This is a genomic window from Pseudomonas sp. FG29 (genome assembly GCF_057809355.1).
Genome location: NZ_JBMDJU010000017.1, coordinates 21269 through 44038 on the forward strand (window position 1 = coordinate 21269; position 22770 = coordinate 44038).

The window sequence follows — 22770 nt, forward strand, 5'->3', positions numbered from 1 at the left end:
TCCGTCTCGATCAAGGCTTGAAGCAAACGCAGGTTGTAAAAAAGCGGGATGACGTGTGAAGGTCATCCCGCTTTTTTATTTGAGCCATTCTGCGTAACTTTTAGTGGACACACTAAAACAGGAAGCTTACAGGAAAAGCCTCGAAATCGAAAGGCGAAAAGACCAAAAAGGCTTTCGCCTTCCCCATGCCTTTCCCCGCTCTGGGTTGACAGCTACAAGATGCCGGGAAACCATTGGTACCTCCTGCAGGTTTCGCATGAGAAACCCCACATGAGTACCAAGCTCAGCATCGAAGAAGCGGCGCGCCAGCTTCAGATAAGCCCGCAGCGCACCCGAACGCTCTGCAGAACCCAACTGCTCGACGCAGAGCGAGTCGGCAAGACCTGGATAATCGACCCGCAAAGCGTGACCCAATACGGATTGAAAACAGCACACATGATTGCAGAGGATCATCCTGCCTATCACGCGCCCAAGCGCGACAAGAACGCCCCCATCGCACTGAGCTTCTTTTCCGGGGCCATGGGGCTTGATCTGGGTATGGAAAAGGCCGGTTTCGATATCCGCCTGGCCTGCGAGTTCGACAAATACTGCCGCCAGACCATCGCCCTGAATCGCCCCGATACGGCGCTCCTGGGCGACGTCAACGCCTGCACGGCCGAGCAGGTGATCGAGGCTGCCAGCGTAGCTCGTGAAGAAATCGACGTCATCATCGGTGGCCCACCCTGCCAGGCGTTCAGCACGGCAGGCAAGCGCAAGGCGTTCAATGACGAGCGCGGCAATGCCTTCCTGAAGTTCATCGACCTGGCCCTGGAAATCAGGCCGCCTTACATCGTGATCGAGAACGTGCGCGGCCTGCTGTCCTGCCCGATGGATCACCGCCCACATGATCAGCGAGGCCCGGACTTTCCGGATCTCTCCCTGGACGAGATGAAAGGTGGCGCGCTCAACTTCGTGCTGAGCAAACTGAGCAATGCCGGCTACGCCAGCTCGTTCAACCTCTACAACTCGGCCAACTTCGGCACTCCGCAAATTCGCGAGCGCGTCATCATCGTCTGCTCACGGAATGGGAAAACCGCGCCGTTCCTTACGCCAACGCACAGCGAAGACGGCACCCTGGGGCTACCGACCTGGCGCACCGTGCGCCAGGCACTAGAAGGGCTCAATAGCCACCATCACCTCAACTTCCCGGAAAAGCGCCTGCGTTTCTACCGCCTGCTCAAGGCCGGACAGAACTGGCGTGATCTTGCCCCGAACCTGCAACGCGAAGCACTGGGCAAGTCCTACTTCTCAGGAGGTGGAAAGACCGGTTTCTTGCGCCGCCTTGCCTGGGACAAGCCGTCCCCGACACTGGTGACGCACCCCGCCATGCCGGCAACGGATCTGGCACATCCGGAAGCCGATCGCCCCCTTTCAATCGAGGAATACAAACGCATCCAGGAGTTTCCGGATCACTGGCAACTGGCTGGCCCATTGATCCAGCAATACAAGCAGGTTGGCAACGCTGTCCCCGTCAGCCTGGGCCATGCCGTTGGCAAACTGCTACGTGATCTGCTTGCCGATAAGGCACAGGAGGCGCCACGCAGCTTCCGCTTCTCGCGCTACCAGGCCACCTGCCATGAGGAATGGCGCAAGGCCTTCGAACAGCAACGCCGTAAGGCGCAACTGGAGCTGGCGATTGGCGCCATATAGGCTTCCTGCGCTTGAGCACATCTTTGAGCCTCAGGCGCGCCAGACAGGCGATACGCTTCTCGTGGATAGCGCCGATGTTCAGCTCGACGTAGCGGGCCATGTTCCCTGTCCGCGCGGGAGGTGACCTCCCGCGACCTTTGGCCTTAATTCAGCCCCAACACGTCCTGCATGTCGTACAGCGCAGCACTTCGTCCTTGCAGCCACAGCGCGGAACGCACCGCGCCCTTGGCGAAGGTCATACGGCTGGAGGCTTTGTGGGTGATTTCCACCCGCTCGCCGTCAGCGGCGAACAGTACGGTGTGATCGCCCACCACGTCGCCGGCACGCACGGTGGCGAAGCCGATGGTTTCACGCTCACGCGCGCCGGTCTGGCCTTCACGGCCGTAAACGGCGACCTTCTGCAGATCACGTCCCAGCGCGTTGGCGACAACCTCGCCCATACGCAGGGCTGTGCCGGACGGCGCGTCGACCTTGTGGCGATGGTGAGCCTCGATGATCTCGATATCCACATCATCGCCCAGCACGCGAGCGGCAGTATCCAACAGCTTCAGGCAGAGGTTGACGCCAACGCTGAAGTTGGCCGCGAAGACGATCGGAATCTGCTTGGCCGCTTCGCTGAGCTGCTGCTTTTCCTCAGGCGTGAAGCCAGTGGTGCCGATGACCATGGCCTTGCCCGCCTGACGGCAGACTTCCAGGTTCTTCAGCGTCACCGACGGATGGGTGAAGTCGATCAGTACGTCGAAATCATCGATCACGGCGCTCAGGTCGCCCGCCAGGGTCACACCGACCTTGCCCAACCCGACCAGCTCACCGGCGTCGGCGCCGATCAGGCTGCTGTCGGCACGGTCGATGGCGGCGCTGAGCTGCGCACCCTCAGCCAGGCTCACGGCCTCGATCAGGGTCTTGCCCATGCGCCCGGCGGCGCCCATTACAGCGATACGTTGCATAAAATCAGCTCCAGGCTGCAGGCCTCAGGCCGCAGGCGAAAGGCTTGAAGCCTGCCACCTGCCGCCTGCCGCCGTGGTTATACGTCACCAAAGAAGCGCTTCACGCCCTCGAACCAGCCGCTGGCCTTGGGCGAGTGGGAGTCATCGCCCTGCAGCGACTTGCGGAACTCATCGAGCAGTTCGCGCTGGCGCTTGTTCAGGTTGACCGGTGTTTCCACCGCCACTCGGCACATCAGGTCGCCAGCCGCGCCACCGCGTACCGGTGCCACGCCCTTGCCACGCAGGCGGAACAGTTTGCCGGTTTGGGTGCCCTCGGGGATCTTCAGCTTGACCCGACCATCGAGGGTCGGCACTTCCAGTTCACCGCCCAGCGCCGCATCGGCGAAGCTGATCGGCACTTCGCAGTACAGATGCTTGCCGTCACGCTGGAAGATCGCGTGCTCGCGCACGTTGACCACCACATAGAGGTCACCGGCCGGGCCACCGTGTGCGCCGGCCTCACCTTCGCCGGACAGGCGAATGCGGTCACCGGTATCCACGCCTGGCGGCACCTTGACCGACAGCGTCTTGCTCTCTTCAACACGACCCTGACCGTGGCAGCTGCCACAAGGGTCGGTGATCATCTTGCCGCTGCCATGGCAACGCGGGCAGGTCTGCTGCACCGAGAAGAAGCCCTGCTGCATGCGCACCTGGCCAATACCACCGCAGGTGGTACAGGTGACCGGACTGGTTCCCTTCTTGGCACCCGTGCCATCGCAGGTCTTGCAACCGACCAGAGTCGGCACGCGAATGGTCACGGTGGTACCGCGCACCGCTTCTTCCAGATCCAGCTCCAGGGTGTAGCGCAGGTCACTGCCGCGCTGAGCACCCCCACGGGAGCCACCACGGCTGCCACCGAAGAAGTCGCTGAATACGTCACCGAAGATGTCGGAGAAGTTGGCGCCGCCAAAGCCGGCACCACCGCCACCGCCCATCTGCGGGTCGACACCGGCGTGACCGTACTGATCGTAGGCCGAACGCTTGGCCGCGTCGGAGAGCACTTCGTAGGCCTCATTGGCCTCCTTGAATTTCTCTTCGGCGTCCTTGTCATCCGGGTTGCGATCCGGGTGGTATTTCATCGCCAGACGACGGTAAGCCTTCTTCAGCTCCGCCTCGCCGGCCCCGCGCTCGACACCGAGCACTTCGTAATAGTCACGTTTAGCCATTGCTTTTCTGCACCCTCAAAATTCGCGCCCTCCAGACACGCCGACGCGGGAGCAAGCCCCCGCGCGGCGGATCAGGCATGCACCGCGGTGCATGCCGGAGCGCAAGCAAGCCTCGGCTTACTTGTTGTCCTTGACCTCTTCGAACTCCGCATCGACCACATCGTCGGCGGCGTCCTTGGCGTCGTTGGCTTCCGGCTGGGCTGCGCCGCCTTGCGGCTGCTCGGCGTACATCTTCTGCGCCAGCGGCGTGGTGGCTTCGGACAGCGCATTCATCTTGGCTTCGATAGCTTCCTTGTCGTCGCCCTTGATGGCCACTTCCAGCTCACCGATGGCTTTTTCGATGGCCGCCTTCTCATCGGCAGTGGCCTTGTCACCCGCTTCAGTGATCATCTTGCGGGTGGCATGCACCAGCTGATCACCCTGGTTACGCGCGGTGGCCAGCTCCTCGAACTTGCGGTCTTCCTCGGCATTGGCCTCGGCGTCACGCACCATACGCTCGATTTCCTCGTCGGACAGACCGGAGTTGGCCTTGATGACGATGGACTGCTGCTTGCCGGTGGCCTTGTCCTTGGCGGACACGTGCAGGATACCGTTGGCATCGATGTCGAAGGTCACTTCGATCTGCGGCACGCCACGCGGAGCCGGCGGAATCTCGGCCAGGTCGAACTTGCCCAGCGACTTGTTCTGCACAGCCTGCTTGCGCTCGCCCTGCAGCACGTGAATGGTCACGGCGCTCTGGTTGTCGTCGGCCGTGGAGAACACCTGCGACTTCTTGGTCGGGATGGTGGTGTTCTTCTCGATCAGCGGCGTCATCACGCCACCCATGGTTTCGATACCCAGGGTCAGCGGGGAAACGTCCAGCAGCAGCACGTCCTTGACGTCACCGGCCAGTACCGCGCCCTGAATGGCAGCGCCCATGGCCACGGCTTCGTCCGGGTTGACGTCCTTGCGCGGCTCCTTGCCGAAGAACTCGGCAACGGTCTTCTGTACCAGCGGCATACGGGTCTGACCGCCGACCAGGATCACGTCGTCGATCTTGCCGACGTCGATACCGGCGTCCTTCAGCGCAGTGCGGCACGGCTCGATGGTGCGCTGTACCAGGTCTTCAACCAGCGACTCCAGCTTGGAACGGGAGATCTTCACGTTCAGGTGCTTCGGACCGGTGGCGTCTGCAGTGATGTACGGCAGGTTGACGTCGGTCTGCTGGCTCGAAGACAGCTCGATCTTGGCCTTCTCGGCGGCTTCCTTCAGGCGCTGCATGGCCAGCGGGTCGCCCTTGAGGTTCATGCCGGTTTCTTTCTTGAATTCGTCGACGAGGTAGTCGATCAGGCGAATGTCGAAGTCCTCACCACCGAGGAAGGTGTCACCGTTGGTGGCCAGCACTTCGAACTGGTGCTCGCCGTCGACTTCGGCGATCTCGATCACCGACACGTCGAAGGTACCGCCGCCCAGGTCATAGACGATCACGGTGTGGTCGCCCTTGGCCTTGTCCATGCCATAGGCCAGCGCAGCCGCAGTCGGCTCGTTGATGATGCGTTTGACGTCGAGACCGGCGATGCGACCGGCGTCCTTGGTGGCCTGACGCTGGCTGTCGTTGAAGTAGGCCGGAACGGTGATCACCGCTTCGGTCACTGGCTCGCCCAGGTAGTCCTCGGCGGTCTTCTTCATCTTCTTCAGCACTTCGGCGCTGATCTGCGGCGGCGCCATCTTCTGGCCGTTCACTTCGACCCAGGCGTCACCGTTGTCCGCCTTGGCGATCTTGTACGGCACCATCTGGATGTCTTTCTGCACGACGTCTTCTTCGAAGCGACGACCGATCAGACGCTTCACTGCGTACAGGGTGTTGTGCGGGTTGGTCACTGCCTGGCGCTTGGCCGACTGGCCAACCAGGATTTCGCCATCGTTGGCGTAGGCGATGATGGACGGCGTGGTGCGAGCGCCTTCGGCGTTCTCGAGCACCTTGACGTTGCCGTTTTCCAGAATGGAGACGCAGGAGTTGGTAGTCCCCAGGTCGATACCGATGATTTTACCCATGAAAATTCTCCCGAAACTTTGATTATTCCGTCGCCTCGTTTCGCAGGCGCCGGCAGCACTAAAACGCTTGACTTAGAAATGGGGTCGCTGCGACGAATTTCAAGCCTGCTCGTCGATCGAAGGCGGCGGCGTGGTAGGCGCCTTGCTAACCACGACCATGGCCGGGCGCAGCAGACGACCATTGAGCAGGTAGCCCTTCTGGAACACCTTGAGCACGGAGTTCGGCTCGACCTTGGTGCTCTCCTCCATCGCCATGGCCTGGTGATGCTCCGGATTGAACGGAACACCGTGCGGATCGATCGCTTCGAGCTGATGGCGCGCCAGGGTATCGATGAACAGCTTGAGGGTCAGTTGCATGCCCTCGCGCACGCCCTTGATGGCCTCGTCGTCCGGGTTGGACAGCTCCAGGCCACGCTCCAGGCTGTCGACCACCGGCAGCAGGTCGTTGGCGAATTTTTCCAAGGCGAACTTGTGCGCCTTTTCCACATCCTGCTCGGCGCGACGGCGCACGTTCTGCAACTCGGCCGCCACACGCAACGATTGATCCTGCGCTGCAGCCAGCTGCTCTTCCAGGGCCTGCACGCGAGCCGCCAGGTCGTCGCTCGGCGCGGCGCCCTCAGCCGCTTGAGCCTCGGGGTTCTGCGTATCCAGGTTCTGTTCGTCAGCCATGCCTTTCTCCTCTCGAATGAAACGGCGCGAGTCCGAATCGCGCACCTGCCGCCTATATGGAGCCAATTCCACAACTTTCAAGGGGCGATAAGGAGGATTGTCAGCCACAGAAAAAACACTGTATAAATAACCAGACATCAATTCGGGAGCGTTCGCCATGCTGGTGCACCTGTCCATTCACAACTACGCCATCGTCGATCACCTGGATCTCGAACTCAGCGCCGGCATGAGCGCGATCAGTGGCGAAACCGGTGCCGGCAAATCGATCATGCTCGACGCCCTCGGCCTGTGCCTGGGTGATCGTGCCGACAGCGGCGTGGTACGACCGGGAAGTGACAAGGCAGACATTCTCGCCAGCTTCGACCTGGCGGACATTCCCGAAGCACGCGCCTGGCTCGCCGAACGCGATCTGGACAGCGACGGCCCGTGCATCCTGCGCCGAGTGATCACCGCCGAAGGTCGTTCGCGCGGCTATATAAACGGCAGCCCCTGCCCGCAAGGCGATCTAAAGGCGCTCGGTGAGCTGCTGATCGATATCCACAGCCAGCATGAGCATCAGTCGCTGCTCAAGACCGACACTCATCGGCGCCTGCTCGATGAATACGCCGGCAGCCAGGAACTGGCGCGCCAGGTACAGCTCGCCGCGCAACGCTGGAAGCAGACGCGCAACGAGCTGGAGCGCATCTCCAGCCAGGGCGACGAACAACGCGCCCGCCACCAGTTGCTCAGCTATCAGCTCGAAGAGCTGGAAAACCTCGCCCTCGGCGACAACGAACTGGAGCAACTGGAACAGGAACACAAGGCCCTGAGCAACGCCGAGTCGCTGCTTGGCGCCTGCCGCCAGGTACTCGATCTGTGCAGCGAAAGCGATGCCGGTAACGTGCTGTCAGCACTGACCGCCAGCCTCAATCGTCTGGGCGCCTTCAGCGACCAGGGTGGCGCTCTCGGCGAAGCCAGCAATCTGCTGGCCAGCGCACAGATTCAGATCGAGGAAGCCGTGGGCGAGCTCAATCGCTTCATCGATCATTTCGATGCCGACCCGCAGCGCCAGCAGTTTCTCGAAGAACGCCTGGATACCATCTACACCCTGGCGCGCAAGCATCGCATCCAGCCCACCGAACTCGCCGCATTGCAGCAACAACTGTTTGAAGAACTGGAAGGACTGAATGCCGACGATGAGGCCGGCGAACGACTGGCCGAAGAGCTGGCCGCCTATGAACGTCACTACCAGGAAAAGGCCGCCGAGCTCAGCGCCCTGCGTGGTAACGCAGCCGAATCCCTGTCTGCTGCCGTCCAGCAGGAGATGCAGGCGCTGGGCATGCCAGGCGGGCGCTTCAGCATCCAGCTGCAAGCACTGGAAAGCACCGAGCCCAATGGCAACGGTCTGGAGGCCGTTGAGTTTCTGGTCAGTGCCAACCCGGGCCAACCCTTGCGCGGCCTGGCCAAGGTGGCTTCCGGTGGCGAGCTGTCGCGTATCAGCCTGGCCATTCAGGTGATCACCGCGCAGACCTCGCGCGTACCGACGCTGGTCTTCGACGAGGTGGACGTCGGCATCGGCGGCCCGACTGCCGAGGTGGTTGGCCAGCTGCTACGCCGCCTCGGCGAGCGCGGCCAGGTGTTGTGCGTGACCCACCTGCCACAGGTGGCCGCCCAGGGGCATCAGCACCTGTTCGTGCACAAGCGCCGGGGTGAAGGTGCGACCTCCACGGCGGTCAGCCTACTGGACGAGAGCGGCCGCATCGAGGAGATCGCCCGCATGCTCGGCGGCGTTGACCTGACCGAAGAGTCCCTGGCTCATGCCCGCAAGATGGTTACCAGCGCCCAGGCGGCCTGAAACCCAAACGGATGCGCTAGCAGGCCGTTGAAAAACGTAGGCGAGACAGGCAAGACAAGGCAAAAAAAGCCGAAAAAGCGCAGTTTACGTGCTGTAAATGAGCATTTTGAGGCTGTTTTTAACGCAGTATTGCCAACGCAGGTAGTTCTTCAACAGCCTGCTAATGCAGATGCGAAAAAGGCGACCCTAGGATCGCCTTTTCATTGCAGCCGGAGCCTCAGCTCTTCTTGCGGACGTACAACACCAGGTTGTGATCGACCAGCTCGAAGCCGTGCTCTCGGACGATTTCCTTCTGGCGCTTCTCGATCTCCGTGTCGAAGAACTCGATCACTTCACCGGTATCGACACAAACCATGTGGTCATGGTGGCCGCTGTCAGCCAGTTCGAAGACGGCGTGGCCACCATCGAAGTTGTGACGAACCACGAGGCCAGCGGCCTCGAACTGGGTGAGTACCCGGTAGACGGTCGCCAGACCGACATCTTCGCCCGCTTCCATCAGCGCCTTGTAAACATCTTCGGCGCTCATGTGGCGATGCTCGGCGTTATCAAGCATCTGCAGGATTTTGACCCGTGGCAGGGTCACCTTCAGTCCAGCTTTGCGCAGTTCGTTATTTTCAACCATGGTCTGCTTTCTCGTGGGGGCTGCTTCGCAGCTTCCCTTAATACGGGTATGATCCGGGGTTCAAGTTGCCCAAGATAGTGGAAGTCACCCTCCGATGCAAAAAACCAAGCTCTTGCTGACCAGCCTGTCTCTGACCGGGCTCTTCGCACTCGCCGGTTGTTCATTCCCCGGGGTTTACAAGATCGACATTCAACAGGGCAATGTCGTGACGCAGGACATGATAGACCAGCTGCGCCCCGGAATGACCCGGCGCCAAGTGCGGTTTATCATGGGTAACCCTCTGATTACCGATACCTTCCACGCCGATCGCTGGGATTATCTCTACAGCATCCAGCCAGGCGGCGGTCAGCGCCTGCAGGAACGTGTGAGCCTGATGTTCGACGGCAACGATCAACTGATCGGCCTGGCTGGCGACTTCATGCCGGGCGTCAGCCGTGATCAGGCGATCATGGGCGAAGGCAGCGATACCACCAATGCCCAGCCTCAGGCCAAGCCCCAGGAAGACAAGCCTGCAGCGCCCGGCTCGTTGCTGGAGCAGATCCAGCGCGAGGTGGATCAGGTGGAAACCGTACCGGTTCCAGTTCCGGAACCGCTGGACACCGATCCGCAATAAAACCCGCTGCATGAAAAAAGCCCGGAAGCGATTCCGGGCTTTTTAGTCTCCAACACAGCGCGATCAGCTCGGCTCGGCACCTTCTTCCCTGGCCTTGGCTTTCGCTGCGCGCTGTTTGCGCACTTCTTTGGGATCGGCGATCAGCGGTCGATAGATTTCCACTCGTTCGCCCTCTTCCAGCACGCGCTCTTCCGGCTTGGGCACCGCCTTACCGAAGATGCCCAGCGGGGCCTGACTCAGATCGGCTGCGGGAAAATGCTGCTGCATGCCAGACAGACGCACCGCCTCACGCATCGTGGTGCCCTGAGGTACCGACAGGCGCAGCAAGCGCTGTTTGTCGGCCAAGGCATAGACCACTTCGATGGCGATGCTGCGATTATCCATGGAGTTGCTTGGCTCGCTGACAGAAGGCATCCACCAATGTGTTGGCTGCCTGGTTGAACAGAGGCCCCAGCGTAGCGCGCACCAGAGGCCCGGCATAGTCGAAGGTCAGGTCGAGGCTGATCTTGCACGCCTTGTCGCCCAGCGCCTTGAACTCCCAGATACCGTTGAGGCTGGTGAAAGGCCCCTCTTCGAGGTTCATCTCGATGCGCTGGCCAGGCACCAGCAGGTTACGGGTGATGAAACGCTGGCTAATGCTGCCCTTGGCCACTTCCAGACTGGCACGCATGTGCGTTTCGCTAACCTCAAGCACCTGGCTGCCGGAGCACCAGGGCAAGAACTGCGGATAGCTGGCCACGTCGTTAACCAGGTCGAACAGCGCCTGCGCCGGGTACGGCAGCAGTGCCGAGCGTTGAATACGTGTCGTCATTTGCTCAGCTCCGCGATGAACACGATCAGCACACCCACCGGCGCCACCACTCGGATGAGCCACAGGGTCAGGGTGAAGAGGCGCGGGCTGCGGATCGCCAGCTCTTCGCGTACGGTCTCACGACTCAGCACCCAGCCGGCGAACATCGCGAACGCCAGACCACCGAGCGGCAAGAGGATACGGCTGGTCAGGTAGTCGATGCTGTCGAAGAAGGTCTTGCCACCCTCGGCGCCCCACTGCAACAGATGGAAACCGTCCTCGGCGAAGACGAAGAACTTGGCCTGCGCCCAAAGATTGAACGACAGCACCGTGCCCATCCCGATCAGCCAGCACAACAGCGCCAGCACGGCCGTGACCTTGGCACGGCTGCGGCCCGTTCTTTCGACGAAATAGGCCACGGCCGGTTCGAGCATGGAAATCGACGAGCTCCACGCCGCCACGGCGACCAGCACGAAGAAGATCAGCCCCATGACCTGACCGAAGGCCACATTGCCGAAAGCGATGGGCAACGTGACGAACATCAGCCCCGGGCCGCCGCCTGGCTCCAGGCCGGCGGCGAACACGATCGGAAACAACGCCATGCCGGCGGTCAGCGCCACCAGCGTGTCGAGCAGGCCAACGGTCAGCACGGTCGCGCCAATCGAGGCCTGCTTCGGCATGTAGGCGCCGTAAACCATGATCGAGCCCACCCCGACGCTGAGGGTAAAGAAGGCATGTCCCATCGCTGCGAGAATGCCGTCCTGCACCTTGCTCGGGTCGAAGTGGAAGAGGAAATCGAAGCCTTCACGGAAGTGCCCGGTCGTGAAGCTGTAGCCCAGCAGTACCAGCAGCAGCACGAACAGCAGCGGCATCATGATTCGCAGGCTGCGCTCCAGCCCGGCCACTACCCCCTTGGCGATGACCACTGCGGTGATCAGCATGAACAGGCTGTGCCACAGCGTCAGACGCCAGGGATTGTCGGTCAGGCCGCCGAATGCGGCGCCGGCACCCGCCGCGTCGATGCCGCTGAAGTCGCCCCGTCCCATGCCCAGGATGTAATCCAGCGACCACCCTGCGACCACGCTGTAGAACGACAGGATCAGCAACGCGGCGACCATGCCCATCAACGCCGCGATGGACCAATGCTTCGAGGCACCGGCCTCGATCGCCAGGTTGCGCATGGCATTGACTGGGCTCTGCCGGCCACGGCGACCGATTAGCGTCTCGGCCAGCATGATCGGCACCCCCACCAGGGCGATGCAGAACAGGTACATCACCACGAATGCACCGCCGCCGTAGACCCCGGTCATGTAGGGAAACTTCCAGATGTTGCCGAGCCCCACCGCAGACCCGGTGGCCGCCAGAATGAACACCCAGCGACTGGCCCAGGCACCGTGGATCGAGACTTTGTCGTTCGCCATAAAGGCCACACCCATACTGCGGGAAAAAGATCGCGCATTGTCGAAGATTCATTCGAGCGGCTCAAGCGCAAGCCGGCAATCGGCTCAGCGCGCCCCATGGCGCAGGCGCGGGCGACTCCCTATAATGCGCGCCCTATGGCTAAACAAAAGAAACATCCTCAAGGCACCATCGCGCTGAACAAAAAGGCGCTGCACGATTACTTCGTCGAACAGAAGTTCGAGGCGGGCCTCGCCCTGGCCGGCTGGGAAGTCAAGAGTTTGCGCGCCGGCAAGGCGCAGCTGGTCGACAGCTACGTGCTGCTCAAGGACGACGAAGCCTGGCTGATGGGGGCGCATATCAGCCCGCTGAAAACCGCCAGCACCCACGTGATCGCCGACCCGACCCGTACCCGCAAGCTGCTGCTGAACCGGCGCGAGCTGGAGAAGCTGTTCGGCTCCGTGCAGCAGAAGGGCTACACCGCCGTCGCGCTGTCGCTGTACTGGAAGCAGCATCTGGTCAAGTGCGAGATCGCCCTGGCCAAGGGCAAGAAGGACTTTGACAAGCGCCACGTCGAGAAAGAACGCGACGCCGACCGCGAGGTTCAGCGCGCCATGCGCAGCAAGGGCAAGGAAGACTAAAAGCGGCGGCATGCGGCAGGCTTCGAGCTGCAGGCAAAGCCTTAGGCCCGGAGCGGAGCCGGGTGTAGGGCGGACTCAGGAGCCTAGGCGAACAGTCCGCCTGCCCATACCAAGCCTGGCGCCAGCACATTTTGTTGAGGCCAAAGCCGAGTACGCGCTTTTAGCCTGCCTCCTATATCCCCAAGCGCCTCTGCGCGCGCGCCACGCGCTGGGCTTCGAGCTGCACTTCCGAGAGCACTTCCTGCACGTAGTCGATATGTCGATTCGACAGTTCGCGCGCGTCTTCGCCACGGCCTTCGATGATCGCCTCGTAGAGGGCGCGGTGCTGGTCGATCAGCATGTCGCGGGTCTCTTCGCGCTGCGCATACATGCCACCGATGTTGGTCACCACGTTGCGTTTGAGCAGGTCGAACAGGCCTCGGATGGTATGCAGCAGCACGGCATTGTGGCTGGCTTCGGCAATCGCCAGGTGGAAGCGGGCGTCGGCGGCCCCCTCCTCCGCGCGCGTCACCTTGCCCTTGCGGTTATAGCAATCCTGCAGCGCCTCGAAAGCCTCGGTGAGGCGTTGTCGGTCGATGTCGGTGGCACGCCGAGCGGCGTAATAGGCGCATGAACCTTCCAGGGTATGACGGAACTCCAGCAGGTCACGCTGGGCGTCTTCCTTGCTTTCCAGCAGTTGCAGCAAGGGGTCGCTGAAGGTCGCGCCGATGGTTTCGGCTACATAGTTGCCCCCCCCCTGACGACTGACCAACAGCCCCTTGGCCACCAGCTTCTGGATCGCCTCACGCAGCGAAGGACGCGAAACCCCGAACTGCTCGGCCAGGACACGCTCGGCAGGCAGCCGCTCGCCGGCACGCAAGGTGCCTTCGAGAATCATGGTTTCCAGTTGCGCGACGATGTCATCCGATAGACGACGCTGCCGCACCTGCCCTACTTCCATCCCTCGCCTCTCCATTGGTTTGACCAGGCCTCAAGGCCTCGTCGCGCAAGCCTATAGCGCGACTCCCTGGCGAACAAGCCGGCGTCATACGACCAAAGTCTTAACGTCTCGATTTGACAGATATTTGGCCAACTTTTAACCTGAGCCGGCTATTTTGTAAATTGGTCTTACCAATTTAGCCAACAAGAACAACAATCCATCGAGGTCACGCCATGACAGCCCATGTCGCTGCAAGCCTGTTCGATCACGCCTCATCCCTGCCGCGCCAACCGCGCGCTCGTGCGGAGTAACTCGCAATGTCCAACGGAATTCTCGCCCTGCTGGCGTTCTCGCCGATTCTGCTTGCCGCCGTTTTGCTGATCGGCCTGCGCTGGCCAGCCAAACACGCCATGCCGCTGGTCTACCTGGTCACCGCCGCCGTCGGTCTGTTCGCCTGGGACATGACCCTCAACCGCGTTCTGGCTTCCACCGTGCAAGGTTTGCTGATCACCCTCGGCCTGTTGTGGATCATCTTCGGCGCCATCCTGCTGCTGAACACCCTCAAGCATTCCGGCGGCATCACCGCGATTCGCGCCGGTTTCGCCACCATCACCCCGGATCGCCGCATCCAGGCGATCATCATCGCCTGGCTGTTCGGCTGTTTCATCGAGGGCGCCTCGGGCTTCGGTACGCCGGCGGCCATCGCCGCGCCGCTGCTGGTGGCCATCGGTTTCCCCGCCATGGCCGCGGTGCTGCTGGGCATGCTGGTACAGAGCACCCCGGTGTCCTTCGGCGCCGTCGGCACGCCGATCATCGTGGGTGTCAATACCGGCCTGGATACCGCCACCATCGGCCAACATCTGGTCGAGCAGGGTTCGTCCTGGGCGCAGTTCCTGCAGCTGATCACCAGTGAAGTGGCGATCATCCACGCCACCGTCGGTGTGGTCATGCCGACCATCATGGCAATGATGCTGACCCGTTTCTTCGGTCAGGAGAAAAGCTGGAAAGCCGGCCTGGAAGTGCTGCCGTTCGCGATTTTCGCCGGCCTGGCCTTCGTCGTGCCGTACGTCTTCACCGGCGTGTTCCTCGGCCCGGAATTCCCCTCGCTGCTGGGCGGTCTGATCGGCCTGGCCATCGTTACCAGCGCCGCGCGCGTTGGTTTCCTGGTACCGAAGAAGACCTGGGACTTCGCCCCCGCAGACCAGTGGCCGAGCGAATGGCTGGGCACCGTCGAGATGAAGCTGGACGAGCTGACCGCCAAACCGATGAGCGCCCTGCGTGCCTGGCTGCCCTACGTGCTGGTCGGCGCCCTGCTGGTGATCAGCCGCGTATTCCCGGACGTGGGTAACGCGCTGAAGGCCGTGGTGGTGAACTTCCCTGACCTGCTGGGGGAAACCGGCGTCAGCGCCAACTTCCAGCCGCTGTACCTGCCCGGCGGTATCCTGGTTGCCGTGGTGCTGGCCACCTTCTTCCTGCATGGCATGAAGGCGCGTGACCTGGGCAAAGCAGTGAAAGAATCCTCCAGCGTGCTGCTCAGCGCCGGCTTCGTGCTGCTGTTCACCGTGCCGATGGTGCGCATCCTGATCAACTCCGGCGTCAATGGCGCCGAACTGGCCAGCATGCCGATCCTCATGGCGCGCTGGGTGGCCGATAGCGTCGGCGGCATCTACCCGCTGCTGGCGCCGAGCATCGGTGCGCTGGGCGCCTTCATCGCCGGTTCCAACACCGTCAGCAACATGATGTTCAGCCAGTTCCAGTTCGGCGTGGCCAGCAGCCTGGGTATTTCCAGCGCGCTGATCGTCGCCGTCCAGGCCGTGGGCGCTGCCGCCGGCAACATGGTGGCGATCCACAACGTGGTCGCCGCTTCGGCTACCGTCGGCCTGCTCGGCCGCGAAGGCAGCACGCTGCGCAAGACCATCTGGCCGACGCTGTACTACGTACTGTTCACCGGCATCATCGCGATGTTCGCGATCTATGTGCTGGGTGTCAGCGACCCGCTGCTGGCACGCTGATCGACTGGTCGCACCCGCCCCGACAATGTCGGGGCATTGGCCGTCAGGCTACGCTTTCTCTTTTCAGTAACAGGATGAGCCCATGATCATTTCTGCCTCTACCGACTACCGCGCCGCGGCCCAGCGCAAGCTGCCGCCCTTCCTGTTCCATTACGTCGACGGCGGCGCCTATGCCGAGCACACCCTGCGCCGCAACGTCGCCGATCTGTCGGATATCGAACTGCGCCAGCGCGTGTTGAAGAACATGTCCGAGCTGGATCTGTCCACCGAGCTGTTCGGCGAGAAGATGTCCATGCCGGTGGGCCTGGCACCGGTGGGCCTGACCGGCATGTACGCGCGCCGTGGTGAGGTGCAAGCGGCCAAGGCGGCAGCGGCCAAGGGCATCCCCTTCACCCTGTCCACCGTGTCGGTGTGCCCCATCGAGGAAGTGGCTCCGGCCATCGACCGGCCGATGTGGTTCCAGCTCTACGTGCTGAAAGATCGCGGTTTCATGAAGAATGCCCTGGAGCGCGCCAAGGCTGCCGGCTGCTCGACCCTGGTCTTCACCGTCGATATGCCCGTACCCGGCGCGCGCTACCGCGACGCCCACTCCGGCATGAGCGGCCCGAACGCCGCCATGCGCCGTGTGCTGCAGGCCATGACCCATCCACAATGGGCCTGGGATGTCGGCCTGATGGGCAAGCCGCACGATCTGGGCAATATCTCCGCCTACCGGGGCAACCCCACTGGCCTCGCCGATTACATCGGCTGGCTGGGGGCCAACTTCGACCCCTCGATCTCCTGGAAGGATCTGGAATGGATCCGCGACTTCTGGGACGGTCCGATGGTGATCAAGGGCATCCTCGACCCGGAAGACGCCCGCGATGCGGTGACCTTCGGTGCCGACGGCATCATTGTTTCCAACCACGGCGGTCGCCAGCTCGACGGCGTACTGTCCAGCGCCCGTGCTTTGCCGGCCATCGCCGATGCGGTCAAGGGCGAGCTGAAGATTCTCGCCGACTCCGGCATCCGCACCGGCCTGGACGTGGTGCGCATGCTCGCCCTGGGCGCCGATACCGTGCTGCTCGGTCGCGCCTTCATCTACGCCCTGGCCGCTGCCGGTGGCGCGGGCGTAAGCAACCTGCTGGATCTGATCGAGAAGGAAATGCGCGTGGCCATGGTGCTGACCGGCGCCAAGTCCATCGCCGAGATCACCCCGGATCTGCTGGTCAAGGAGCGTTGATGCCATGAATGCTGCAGTCGCCACGCCCGTAACCCGTGACGCCCTGCTGGCGCAGATGCGCCAGATCGTCGGCAGCAGCCACGTGCTCACCGACGAGCAAGCCACGCGGCGCTTCCGCAAGGGGCACCGCACGGGTGAAGGCAATGTGCTCGCGGTAGTACGCCCCGGCTCGCTGCTGGAACAGTGGCGCACTCTGCAAGCAGCCGTGGCGGCCGACCGGATCGTCATCATGCAGGCGGCCAATACCGGCCTGACGGGTGGCTCAACGCCCGATGGCGCCGACTATGACCGCGAGATCGTGCTGATCAGCACCCTGCGTATCACCGGTGTGCAACTGATCAACGATGGCGAGCAAGTTGTCTGTCTGCCCGGCGCCACCCTCGACCGCCTGGAACAGGCGCTGGCACCACTGAACCGCGAACCGCATTCGGTGATCGGCTCGTCGTGCATCGGCGCCTCGGTACTCGGCGGCATCTGCAACAATTCCGGCGGTGCTCTGGTGCGCCGCGGCCCGGCCTATACCGAACTGGCGCTGTATGCGCAGGTGAAGGATGACGGCACGCTGGCACTGGTCAACCATCTGGGGATCGAGCTGGGCGACACCCCGGAGGAGATTCTTACTCGCCTGCAGAACGGCGACTACACGCCGCAGCAGGTGCGCAATGAAGCAACTGCCAAGGCCTCCGATGCGCGCTACGGCGAGCACGTTCGCGACGTCGATGCCGACACCCCGGCGCGCTTCAACGCCGACCCGTCGCGCCTGTTCGAAGCCTCCGGTTCGGCTGGCAAGTTGTGCCTGTTCGCCGTGCGCCTGGACACCTTCCCGAAAGAGCCGAGCACGGTGTTCTACATCGGCAGCAACGATCCGCACGACCTCACCGAAGTGCGCCGCCACCTGCTGGCCAAGCTGCCGCGCCTGCCGATTGCAGGGGAATATATCCACCGCACGGCCTTCGATATCGGCGAGAAATACGGCAAGGACACCTTCCTGGTGATCGACAAATTCGGTACCGCCAAGGTGCCCGCCGCCTTCGCCATGAAGAGCCGGGTCGACGGATTCTTTGAGCGTTTCGGCCTGCGCGGGGTGACCGACAAGGTGATCCAGGCGCTGATGAACCTGCTGCCCAGCCACCTGCCAGCGCGCATGCGCGAGTACCGCGACCGCTACGAGCATCACCTGCTGGTGCGGGTCTCCAATGACACCCTGGAGCAGACCCGCGCGTTCCTGAACGATTACTTCGCCAGCAGCACCAGCGGCGCTTATTTCGAGTGCGACGTCGAGGAAGGACGCAAGGCGTTCCTGCATCGCTTCGCCATCGCCGGCGCCGCCATTCGCTACCGCGAGGCGCACCGCAGCAGCGTCGAGGACATCCTCGCACTGGATATCGCCCTGCGCCGCAATGACCGCGACTGGGTCGAGACGCTGCCGCAGGAAATGGAAGAGCAGATCATCCACAAGCTCTACTACGGGCACTTCTTCTGCCATGTGTTCCATCAGGACTACATCGTCAAGAAGGGCATCGACCCGATCGAGATGGAACACCGCATGTGGAAGCTGCTGGACGCTCGCCAAGCCGAGTACCCGGCCGAGCACAATGTCGGCCATCTGTACGTAGCCAAGCCAGCGCTGGCCGGTTTCTACCGCGAACTGGATCCGACCAATACCTTCAACCCCGGCATCGGCCATACCTCGAAGAAGAAGCATTGGGGTGGTTGCTGCTGAGACGTTGAAGCCGCTATTACGGATGTGGGAGGCGCTTCAGCGGCGACGGTCGCGGCTAAAGCCCCTCCCACAATGGCTCCGCTGCACCGTAGCCCGGATGCAATCCGGAGATACCTGACGCCTATTTCCCGGATTTCATCCGGGCTACAAAAGCAAAGGCCCGCCAAATTGGCGGGCCTTGGTGTTTACGCGGCAACCGATCAGGCGAAGACGATCTCGTCGTCCGCCACCTTGGCCTTGACCTGCGCACCCGGTGCGAAGTCGCCAGCCAGGATGCGCTGCGCCAGCGGGTTCTCGATCCAGCGCTGGATCGCACGCTTGAGCGGCCGTGCGCCATAGACCGGGTCGTAGCCAACGGCGATCAGCTTGTCGAGCGCCTCCGGCGTCAGATCCAGGCTCAGCTCACGCTCGGCCAGCCGACCGCGCAGGCGCTGCAGCTGAATCTCGGCGATACCGGCGATCTGCTCGCGGCCCAGCGGCTCGAATACCACCACCTCGTCGATACGGTTGATGAACTCGGGGCGGAAGTGGCTGCTCACCGCATCCATCACCGCCGCGCGCTGCGCTTCCTTGTCGCCGACCAGCTCCTGAATCTGCGCCGAGCCGAGGTTGGAGGTCATCACGATCACGGTGTTCTTGAAGTCCACGGTGCGGCCATGGCTGTCGGTCAGACGGCCGTCTTCCAGCACCTGCAGCAAGACGTTGAACACGTCCGGATGGGCCTTTTCCACCTCGTCCATCAGCACCACCGAATACGGCTTGCGACGCACCGCCTCCGTCAGGTAACCGCCTTCTTCATAGCCGACATAGCCGGGCGGCGCACCGATCAGGCGGGCAACGCTGTGCTTCTCCATGAACTCGGACATGTCGATGCGCACCAGCGCCTCTTCGGTGTCGAAGAGGAACTCGGCCAGCGCCTTGCAGAGCTCGGTCTTGCCCACCCCGGTCGGACCGAGGAAGAGGAACGAACCGCTCGGTCGGTTCGGGTCGGCCAATCCGGCCCGGGAACGGCGCACGGCGTTGGCCACGGCCACCACCGCTTCGTTCTGGCCGATCACGCGCTGGTGCAGCAGGCCTTCCATCTTCAGCAGTTTCTCGCGCTCGCCTTCGAGCATCTTGCTCACCGGTATGCCCGTCCACTTGGATACCACCTCGGCGATTTCCTCGTCGGTGACCTTGCTGCGCAGCAACTGGTTCTCGCTCTTGCCGTGCTGGTCGACCATCTGCAGGCTGCGCTCCAGATCGGGGATGATGCCGTACTGCAGCTCGGCCATGCGGTTGAGGTCGCCCTTGCGCCGCGCGGCCTCCAGCTCGGTCTTGGCCTGCTCGATGCGTTGCTGGATCTGCGCCGAGCCCTGTACCTCGGCCTTCTCCGACTTCCAGATTTCGTCGAGGTCGGCGTACTCCTTCTCCAGGCGGGCGATGTCTTCCTTGAGCTTTTCCAGACGCTTGAGGGCTGCGTCGTCGTCTTCCTTCTTCAGCGCCTCGCGCTCGATCTTCAGCTGAATCAGGCGACGATCCAGGCGATCCAGTTCCTCCGGCTTGGAGTCGATCTCCATACGGATGCGGCTGGCCGCTTCGTCGATCAGGTCGATGGCCTTGTCCGGCAACTGGCGGTCGGTGATGTAGCGGTGGCTTAGCTTGGCCGCCGCGATGATCGCGCCATCGGTGATGGTCACGCCATGGTGCACCTCGTAGCGCTCTTTCAGGCCTCGCAGGATGGCGATGGTGTCCTCTTCACTGGGCTCGTCCACCAGTACCTTCTGGAAGCGGCGCTCCAGCGCGGCGTCCTTCTCGATGAACTGACGGTATTCGTCCAGCGTGGTAGCGCCGACGCAGTGCAGCTCACCACGGGCCAGGGCCGGCTTGAGCATGTTACCGGCGTCCATGGCACCTTCGCCCTTGCCGGCTCCGACCATGGTGTGCAGCTCATCGATGAACAGGATGATGCGCCCTTCCTGCTTGGACAGCTCGTTGAGCACCGCTTTCAGGCGTTCCTCGAACTCTCCACGGAACTTGGCGCCGGCGATGAGCGAGCCCATGTCCAGCGACAGCAGACGCTTGTCTTTCAAACCATCGGGCACTTCGCCATTGACGATGCGCTGGGCCAGACCTTCGGCGATGGCAGTCTTGCCCACGCCGGGTTCGCCGATCAGCACCGGGTTGTTCTTGGTGCGGCGCTGCAGCACCTGGATGGTGCGGCGAATCTCGTCGTCACGGCCGATCACAGGGTCGAGCTTGCCGTCCTCGGCACGCTTGGTCAGGTCGACGGTGTACTTGTCCAGCGCCTGACGCGACTCCTCGACGTTGGGATCATTCACCGCCTGGCCGCCACGCAGGTTGGCGATGGCGTTTTCCAGGGCCTTCTTCGATACGCCCTGGCCAAGCAGCAGCTTGCCCAGCTTGGTGTTCTCGTCCATGGCGGCGAGTAGCACCAGTTCGCTGGAAATGAACTGGTCGCCCTTCTGCTGCGCCAGGCGGTCGGCCTGGTTGAGCAGGCGCGCCAGATCCTGCGACAGGTTGATGTCGCCGGTGGGGTTCTGCAGTTTGCCGAGCTGATCCAGCTCGCGGGTCAGGCCCTGGCGCAGGCTGTTGATGTCGAAGCCCACCTGCATCAGCAGCGGCTTGATTGAGCCGCCCTGTTGCTCGAGCAGCGCCTGCAGCAGGTGCAGCGGTTCGATGGCGGCATGATCCATGCCCACCGCCAGGGATTGGGCGTCGGAGAGTGCAAGTTGCAGCTTGCTGGTCAAACGATCGATACGCATAAATGTCCTTCCTCCAGAGTGGCGGGCCGGGACAACTTCCCCGAAAAAAGGGCGCCTCTAAAAACGTAGGCGAGGCAGTCAGTACAAGGCAAAAACAAGCGAAAAAGCGGAGTTTACGAGCTGTAAATGAGCATTTTGAGCTTGTTTTTAACGCAGTAATGACAACGCAGATAGTTTTTAGAGGCGTCCGTAGAAGCCCGCCGAGATACAGACTAGATAAGGACGATTACGCCGTATTCAAGATAGGGCGACTTGATCCAGATCAGCGCCAGATCACCTGCTGTTCCAGCGGAAAGCGCAAACGCGGGTTGTACACGCCCTTCTCGCCCTGGCGCCCAACGGCCAGCAGCATGATGGGGATGGCCTGGCGCGGGATGTCCAGCACACGACGCAAGCGCGGCTCGTCGAAGCCCTCCATCGGACAGGTGGCATAGCCATGGCTCTGGAAGGCCAGCATCAGGTTCTCTGCCGCCAGCGCAGTGGACTTCACCGCCCACAGGCGCATATCGGCCTTGCTGTTGGGCCTGCGCATCAGGGGCTTGCGCAACCCCATCAGGCGCACCAGTTGGCGCTTGAACAGGCCGAGCAGCCCCAGCGGCCCCTGGTTGTACTGAAACGGCGCGGTCTTGCTGTAGAAGTGGCGGATACGCGCCGGCACCTCGGCCTCGGGCCAATGATCGATGACGTTGCGACAGGCCTGACGCCAGGTGTCCGGCCGCGCCAGCACGGCAATGATCAAAGGCGCACGCGCGGCATTCTGGCTCATGCAAACCGGATGCAATTGCGCCAACAGGGCCGGGTCGCGAATCACCTGGAAGCTCCACGGCTGCAGGTTGCAGGAGTTCGGAGCCAGCACGGCCAACTCCAGGCAATCGCGAATCACCGCGTCCGCTACGGGCTCCTCGGTAAAACGTCGCACCGCGCGGCGGCTTTCGATCAAGGCGCGCAGTTCGGCCGGCGAAGCCATGGCGGGCGTTTGCTCGTTGGGAAAGCGGGTCATGGGCACACTCCTCGGCAGTCGCCCGATTAAGCAACCAGGCAACCCAGCGAACAAGCGTACGAGAGGAAATGGCCGTGGGTTTGGCCGATTAGCCACGCCCGCTGCGTCGTTCGAGGCAGCAGGCGCCTTGCGCTTACAGACCGAGGGCTTTCTCGATGGCCTGGATCAGCGCCGGATCTTCCGGTGTGGTACGTGGCGAGAAGCGCGCCAGCACGCGGCCGTCCTGGCCGACCAGGAACTTCTCGAAATTCCAGGTGATATCGCCCGGAAATTCCGCGCCCTCGCCCGCCAGCAGGCGATACAGCGGATGGCGACCGGGGCCGTTGACTTCCAGCTTGCTGCCCAGAGGGAAACTCACACCATAGTTGAGGCTGCAGAACGAACGGATCTCGTCCTCGCTACCTGGCTCCTGGCCGGCGAACTGGTTGCAGGGCACCCCCAGCACCGTGAAGCCGTTGCCCTTGTATTGCTGGTAGAGCTTTTCCAGCCCGGCGTATTGGGGCGTCAGGCCGCATTTGGAGGCGACGTTGACCACCAGCACCACCTGCCCCTTGTAAGGCGCCAACGGCAGTTCCTGGCCGTCCAGCGCGCGCAGATTGAGATCGTGAAAGGCACTCATGACGAACTTCCTCGGCGAATCCAGTGCAACAGGGCCAAGCCGCCCTGCCGGTTGCGACGCATGAAAAA

General features: G+C 62.5%; 19 protein-coding genes and 1 pseudogene. 7 read left to right on the top strand and 13 right to left on the bottom strand.

Features of this window, described 5'->3' with window-relative positions:
* Positions 1-270 precede the first annotated feature (270 nt).
* Positions 271-1689 (top strand): DNA cytosine methyltransferase, encoded by a 1419-nt coding sequence (locus ACODS1_RS16920; RefSeq protein WP_489086573.1) that lies wholly within the window; start codon positions 271-273, stop codon positions 1687-1689.
* Between the two features lie 10 nt (positions 1690-1699).
* Here ACODS1_RS16920 and ACODS1_RS16925 read toward each other — a convergent pair.
* The 5 genes and pseudogenes from ACODS1_RS16925 to grpE form a co-directional block, all read right to left on the bottom strand.
* Positions 1700-1789, bottom strand: a pseudogene (locus tag ACODS1_RS16925) (PmeII family type II restriction endonuclease); the annotation flags it as partial.
* Positions 1790-1832: 43 nt separating this feature from the next.
* Positions 1833-2636 carry a 4-hydroxy-tetrahydrodipicolinate reductase gene (dapB, locus tag ACODS1_RS16930; RefSeq protein WP_489086574.1) on the bottom strand — a complete coding sequence of 268 codons (804 nt, stop codon included), beginning with the start codon at positions 2634-2636 and terminating at the stop codon, positions 1833-1835.
* A 77-nt stretch (positions 2637-2713) separates the two neighbouring features.
* On the bottom strand, positions 2714-3841 hold the full coding sequence (gene dnaJ / locus ACODS1_RS16935) for a molecular chaperone DnaJ (RefSeq protein ID WP_489086575.1): 1128 nt from the start codon (positions 3839-3841) through the stop codon (positions 2714-2716).
* A 117-nt stretch (positions 3842-3958) separates the two neighbouring features.
* Complete coding sequence (gene dnaK, locus ACODS1_RS16940) at positions 3959-5875, bottom strand: molecular chaperone DnaK (RefSeq protein ID WP_489086576.1); 1917 nt, start codon at positions 5873-5875, stop codon at positions 3959-3961.
* Between the two features lie 99 nt (positions 5876-5974).
* Positions 5975-6544, bottom strand: coding sequence for a nucleotide exchange factor GrpE (grpE, locus tag ACODS1_RS16945; RefSeq protein ID WP_489086577.1), 570 nt, complete (start codon positions 6542-6544; stop codon positions 5975-5977).
* 157 nt (positions 6545-6701) lie between these two features.
* On the opposite strand from grpE, the gene recN reads away from it, so the two are divergent.
* Entirely contained in the window at positions 6702-8378 is a 1677-nt protein-coding gene (gene recN, locus ACODS1_RS16950; protein ID WP_489086578.1) for a DNA repair protein RecN, read from the top strand.
* Positions 8379-8595: 217 nt separating this feature from the next.
* Here recN and fur read toward each other — a convergent pair whose 3' ends face one another.
* Entirely contained in the window at positions 8596-9000 is a 405-nt protein-coding gene (gene fur / locus ACODS1_RS16955) for a ferric iron uptake transcriptional regulator (protein ID WP_159973498.1), read from the bottom strand.
* Between the two features lie 94 nt (positions 9001-9094).
* On the opposite strand from fur, the gene ACODS1_RS16960 reads away from it, so the two are divergent.
* Complete coding sequence (locus ACODS1_RS16960) at positions 9095-9613, top strand: outer membrane protein assembly factor BamE (RefSeq protein WP_322980951.1); 519 nt, start codon at positions 9095-9097, stop codon at positions 9611-9613.
* A 63-nt stretch (positions 9614-9676) separates the two neighbouring features.
* Here the strand turns inward: ACODS1_RS16960 and ACODS1_RS16965 are convergent, their stop codons facing one another.
* The 3 genes from ACODS1_RS16965 to ACODS1_RS16975 are packed head-to-tail and all read right to left on the bottom strand — an operon-like array spanning position 9677 to position 11824.
* The gene (locus ACODS1_RS16965) at positions 9677-9997 is read right to left on the bottom strand and encodes an RnfH family protein (protein ID WP_489086579.1); all 321 of its coding nucleotides are present in this window, start codon (positions 9995-9997) and stop codon (positions 9677-9679) included.
* The gene (locus ACODS1_RS16970; protein WP_489086580.1) at positions 9990-10424 is read right to left on the bottom strand and encodes a type II toxin-antitoxin system RatA family toxin; all 435 of its coding nucleotides are present in this window, start codon (positions 10422-10424) and stop codon (positions 9990-9992) included. The genes ACODS1_RS16965 and ACODS1_RS16970 overlap by 8 nt, the downstream gene beginning before the upstream one ends.
* Entirely contained in the window at positions 10421-11824 is a 1404-nt protein-coding gene (locus ACODS1_RS16975; RefSeq protein ID WP_489086581.1) for a sodium-dependent transporter, read from the bottom strand. The genes ACODS1_RS16970 and ACODS1_RS16975 overlap by 4 nt, the downstream gene beginning before the upstream one ends.
* Positions 11825-11959: 135 nt before the next feature.
* Here ACODS1_RS16975 and smpB point away from each other — a divergent pair, with 135 nt between their 5' ends.
* Positions 11960-12442, top strand: a complete 483-nt coding sequence (smpB, locus tag ACODS1_RS16980) for an SsrA-binding protein SmpB (RefSeq protein ID WP_322980955.1) — start codon at positions 11960-11962, stop codon at positions 12440-12442.
* Positions 12443-12614: 172 nt separating this feature from the next.
* Here smpB and ACODS1_RS16985 read toward each other — a convergent pair whose 3' ends face one another.
* Positions 12615-13382 (bottom strand): FCD domain-containing protein, encoded by a 768-nt coding sequence (locus ACODS1_RS16985; RefSeq protein WP_322980956.1) that lies wholly within the window; start codon positions 13380-13382, stop codon positions 12615-12617.
* A 296-nt stretch (positions 13383-13678) separates the two neighbouring features.
* Between ACODS1_RS16985 and ACODS1_RS16990 the strand changes: the two genes are divergently transcribed.
* The 3 genes from ACODS1_RS16990 (at position 13679) to dld (ending at position 18318) form a co-directional block, all read left to right on the top strand.
* Positions 13679-15373 (top strand): L-lactate permease, encoded by a 1695-nt coding sequence (locus ACODS1_RS16990; RefSeq protein WP_489086582.1) that lies wholly within the window; start codon positions 13679-13681, stop codon positions 15371-15373.
* An 82-nt stretch (positions 15374-15455) separates the two neighbouring features.
* Positions 15456-16595 (top strand): FMN-dependent L-lactate dehydrogenase LldD, encoded by a 1140-nt coding sequence (gene lldD, locus ACODS1_RS16995; RefSeq protein WP_489086583.1) that lies wholly within the window; start codon positions 15456-15458, stop codon positions 16593-16595.
* Positions 16596-16599: 4 nt separating this feature from the next.
* On the top strand, positions 16600-18318 hold the full coding sequence (gene dld / locus ACODS1_RS17000; protein ID WP_489086584.1) for a D-lactate dehydrogenase: 1719 nt from the start codon (positions 16600-16602) through the stop codon (positions 18316-18318).
* A 200-nt stretch (positions 18319-18518) separates the two neighbouring features.
* On the opposite strand, the gene clpB is transcribed toward dld, so the two are convergent.
* The 3 genes from clpB to ACODS1_RS17015 form a co-directional block, all read right to left on the bottom strand.
* Positions 18519-21083 carry an ATP-dependent chaperone ClpB gene (gene clpB, locus ACODS1_RS17005; RefSeq protein WP_489086585.1) on the bottom strand — a complete coding sequence of 855 codons (2565 nt, stop codon included), beginning with the start codon at positions 21081-21083 and terminating at the stop codon, positions 18519-18521.
* A 262-nt stretch (positions 21084-21345) separates the two neighbouring features.
* Entirely contained in the window at positions 21346-22083 is a 738-nt protein-coding gene (locus tag ACODS1_RS17010) for a nitroreductase family protein (protein WP_489086586.1), read from the bottom strand.
* A gap of 133 nt (positions 22084-22216) precedes the next feature.
* Positions 22217-22702: a glutathione peroxidase gene (locus ACODS1_RS17015; protein WP_322980962.1), complete on the bottom strand. Its 486-nt coding sequence runs from the start codon at positions 22700-22702 to the stop codon at positions 22217-22219.
* Positions 22703-22770: the final 68 nt, after the last annotated feature.

Bases quoted from the DNA above. Each gene is read 5' to 3' on its own strand.
- ACODS1_RS16920 (WP_489086573.1), top strand. From the start codon at position 271: ATGAGTACCAAGCTCAGCATCGAAGAAGCGGCGCGCCAGCTTCAGATA.
- dapB (WP_489086574.1), bottom strand. From the start codon at position 2,636: ATGCAACGTATCGCTGTAATGGGCGCCGCCGGGCGCATGGGCAAGACC.
- dnaJ (WP_489086575.1), bottom strand. From the start codon at position 3,841: ATGGCTAAACGTGACTATTACGAAGTGCTCGGTGTCGAGCGCGGGGCC.
- dnaK (WP_489086576.1), bottom strand. From the start codon at position 5,875: ATGGGTAAAATCATCGGTATCGACCTGGGGACTACCAACTCCTGCGTC.
- grpE (WP_489086577.1), bottom strand. From the start codon at position 6,544: ATGGCTGACGAACAGAACCTGGATACGCAGAACCCCGAGGCTCAAGCG.
- recN (WP_489086578.1), top strand. From the start codon at position 6,702: ATGCTGGTGCACCTGTCCATTCACAACTACGCCATCGTCGATCACCTG.
- fur (WP_159973498.1), bottom strand. From the start codon at position 9,000: ATGGTTGAAAATAACGAACTGCGCAAAGCTGGACTGAAGGTGACCCTG.
- ACODS1_RS16960 (WP_322980951.1), top strand. From the start codon at position 9,095: ATGCAAAAAACCAAGCTCTTGCTGACCAGCCTGTCTCTGACCGGGCTC.
- ACODS1_RS16965 (WP_489086579.1), bottom strand. From the start codon at position 9,997: ATGGATAATCGCAGCATCGCCATCGAAGTGGTCTATGCCTTGGCCGAC.
- ACODS1_RS16970 (WP_489086580.1), bottom strand. From the start codon at position 10,424: ATGACGACACGTATTCAACGCTCGGCACTGCTGCCGTACCCGGCGCAG.
- ACODS1_RS16975 (WP_489086581.1), bottom strand. From the start codon at position 11,824: ATGGCGAACGACAAAGTCTCGATCCACGGTGCCTGGGCCAGTCGCTGG.
- smpB (WP_322980955.1), top strand. From the start codon at position 11,960: ATGGCTAAACAAAAGAAACATCCTCAAGGCACCATCGCGCTGAACAAA.
- ACODS1_RS16985 (WP_322980956.1), bottom strand. From the start codon at position 13,382: ATGGAAGTAGGGCAGGTGCGGCAGCGTCGTCTATCGGATGACATCGTC.
- ACODS1_RS16990 (WP_489086582.1), top strand. From the start codon at position 13,679: ATGTCCAACGGAATTCTCGCCCTGCTGGCGTTCTCGCCGATTCTGCTT.
- lldD (WP_489086583.1), top strand. From the start codon at position 15,456: ATGATCATTTCTGCCTCTACCGACTACCGCGCCGCGGCCCAGCGCAAG.
- dld (WP_489086584.1), top strand. From the start codon at position 16,600: ATGAATGCTGCAGTCGCCACGCCCGTAACCCGTGACGCCCTGCTGGCG.
- clpB (WP_489086585.1), bottom strand. From the start codon at position 21,083: ATGCGTATCGATCGTTTGACCAGCAAGCTGCAACTTGCACTCTCCGAC.
- ACODS1_RS17010 (WP_489086586.1), bottom strand. From the start codon at position 22,083: ATGACCCGCTTTCCCAACGAGCAAACGCCCGCCATGGCTTCGCCGGCC.
- ACODS1_RS17015 (WP_322980962.1), bottom strand. From the start codon at position 22,702: ATGAGTGCCTTTCACGATCTCAATCTGCGCGCGCTGGACGGCCAGGAA.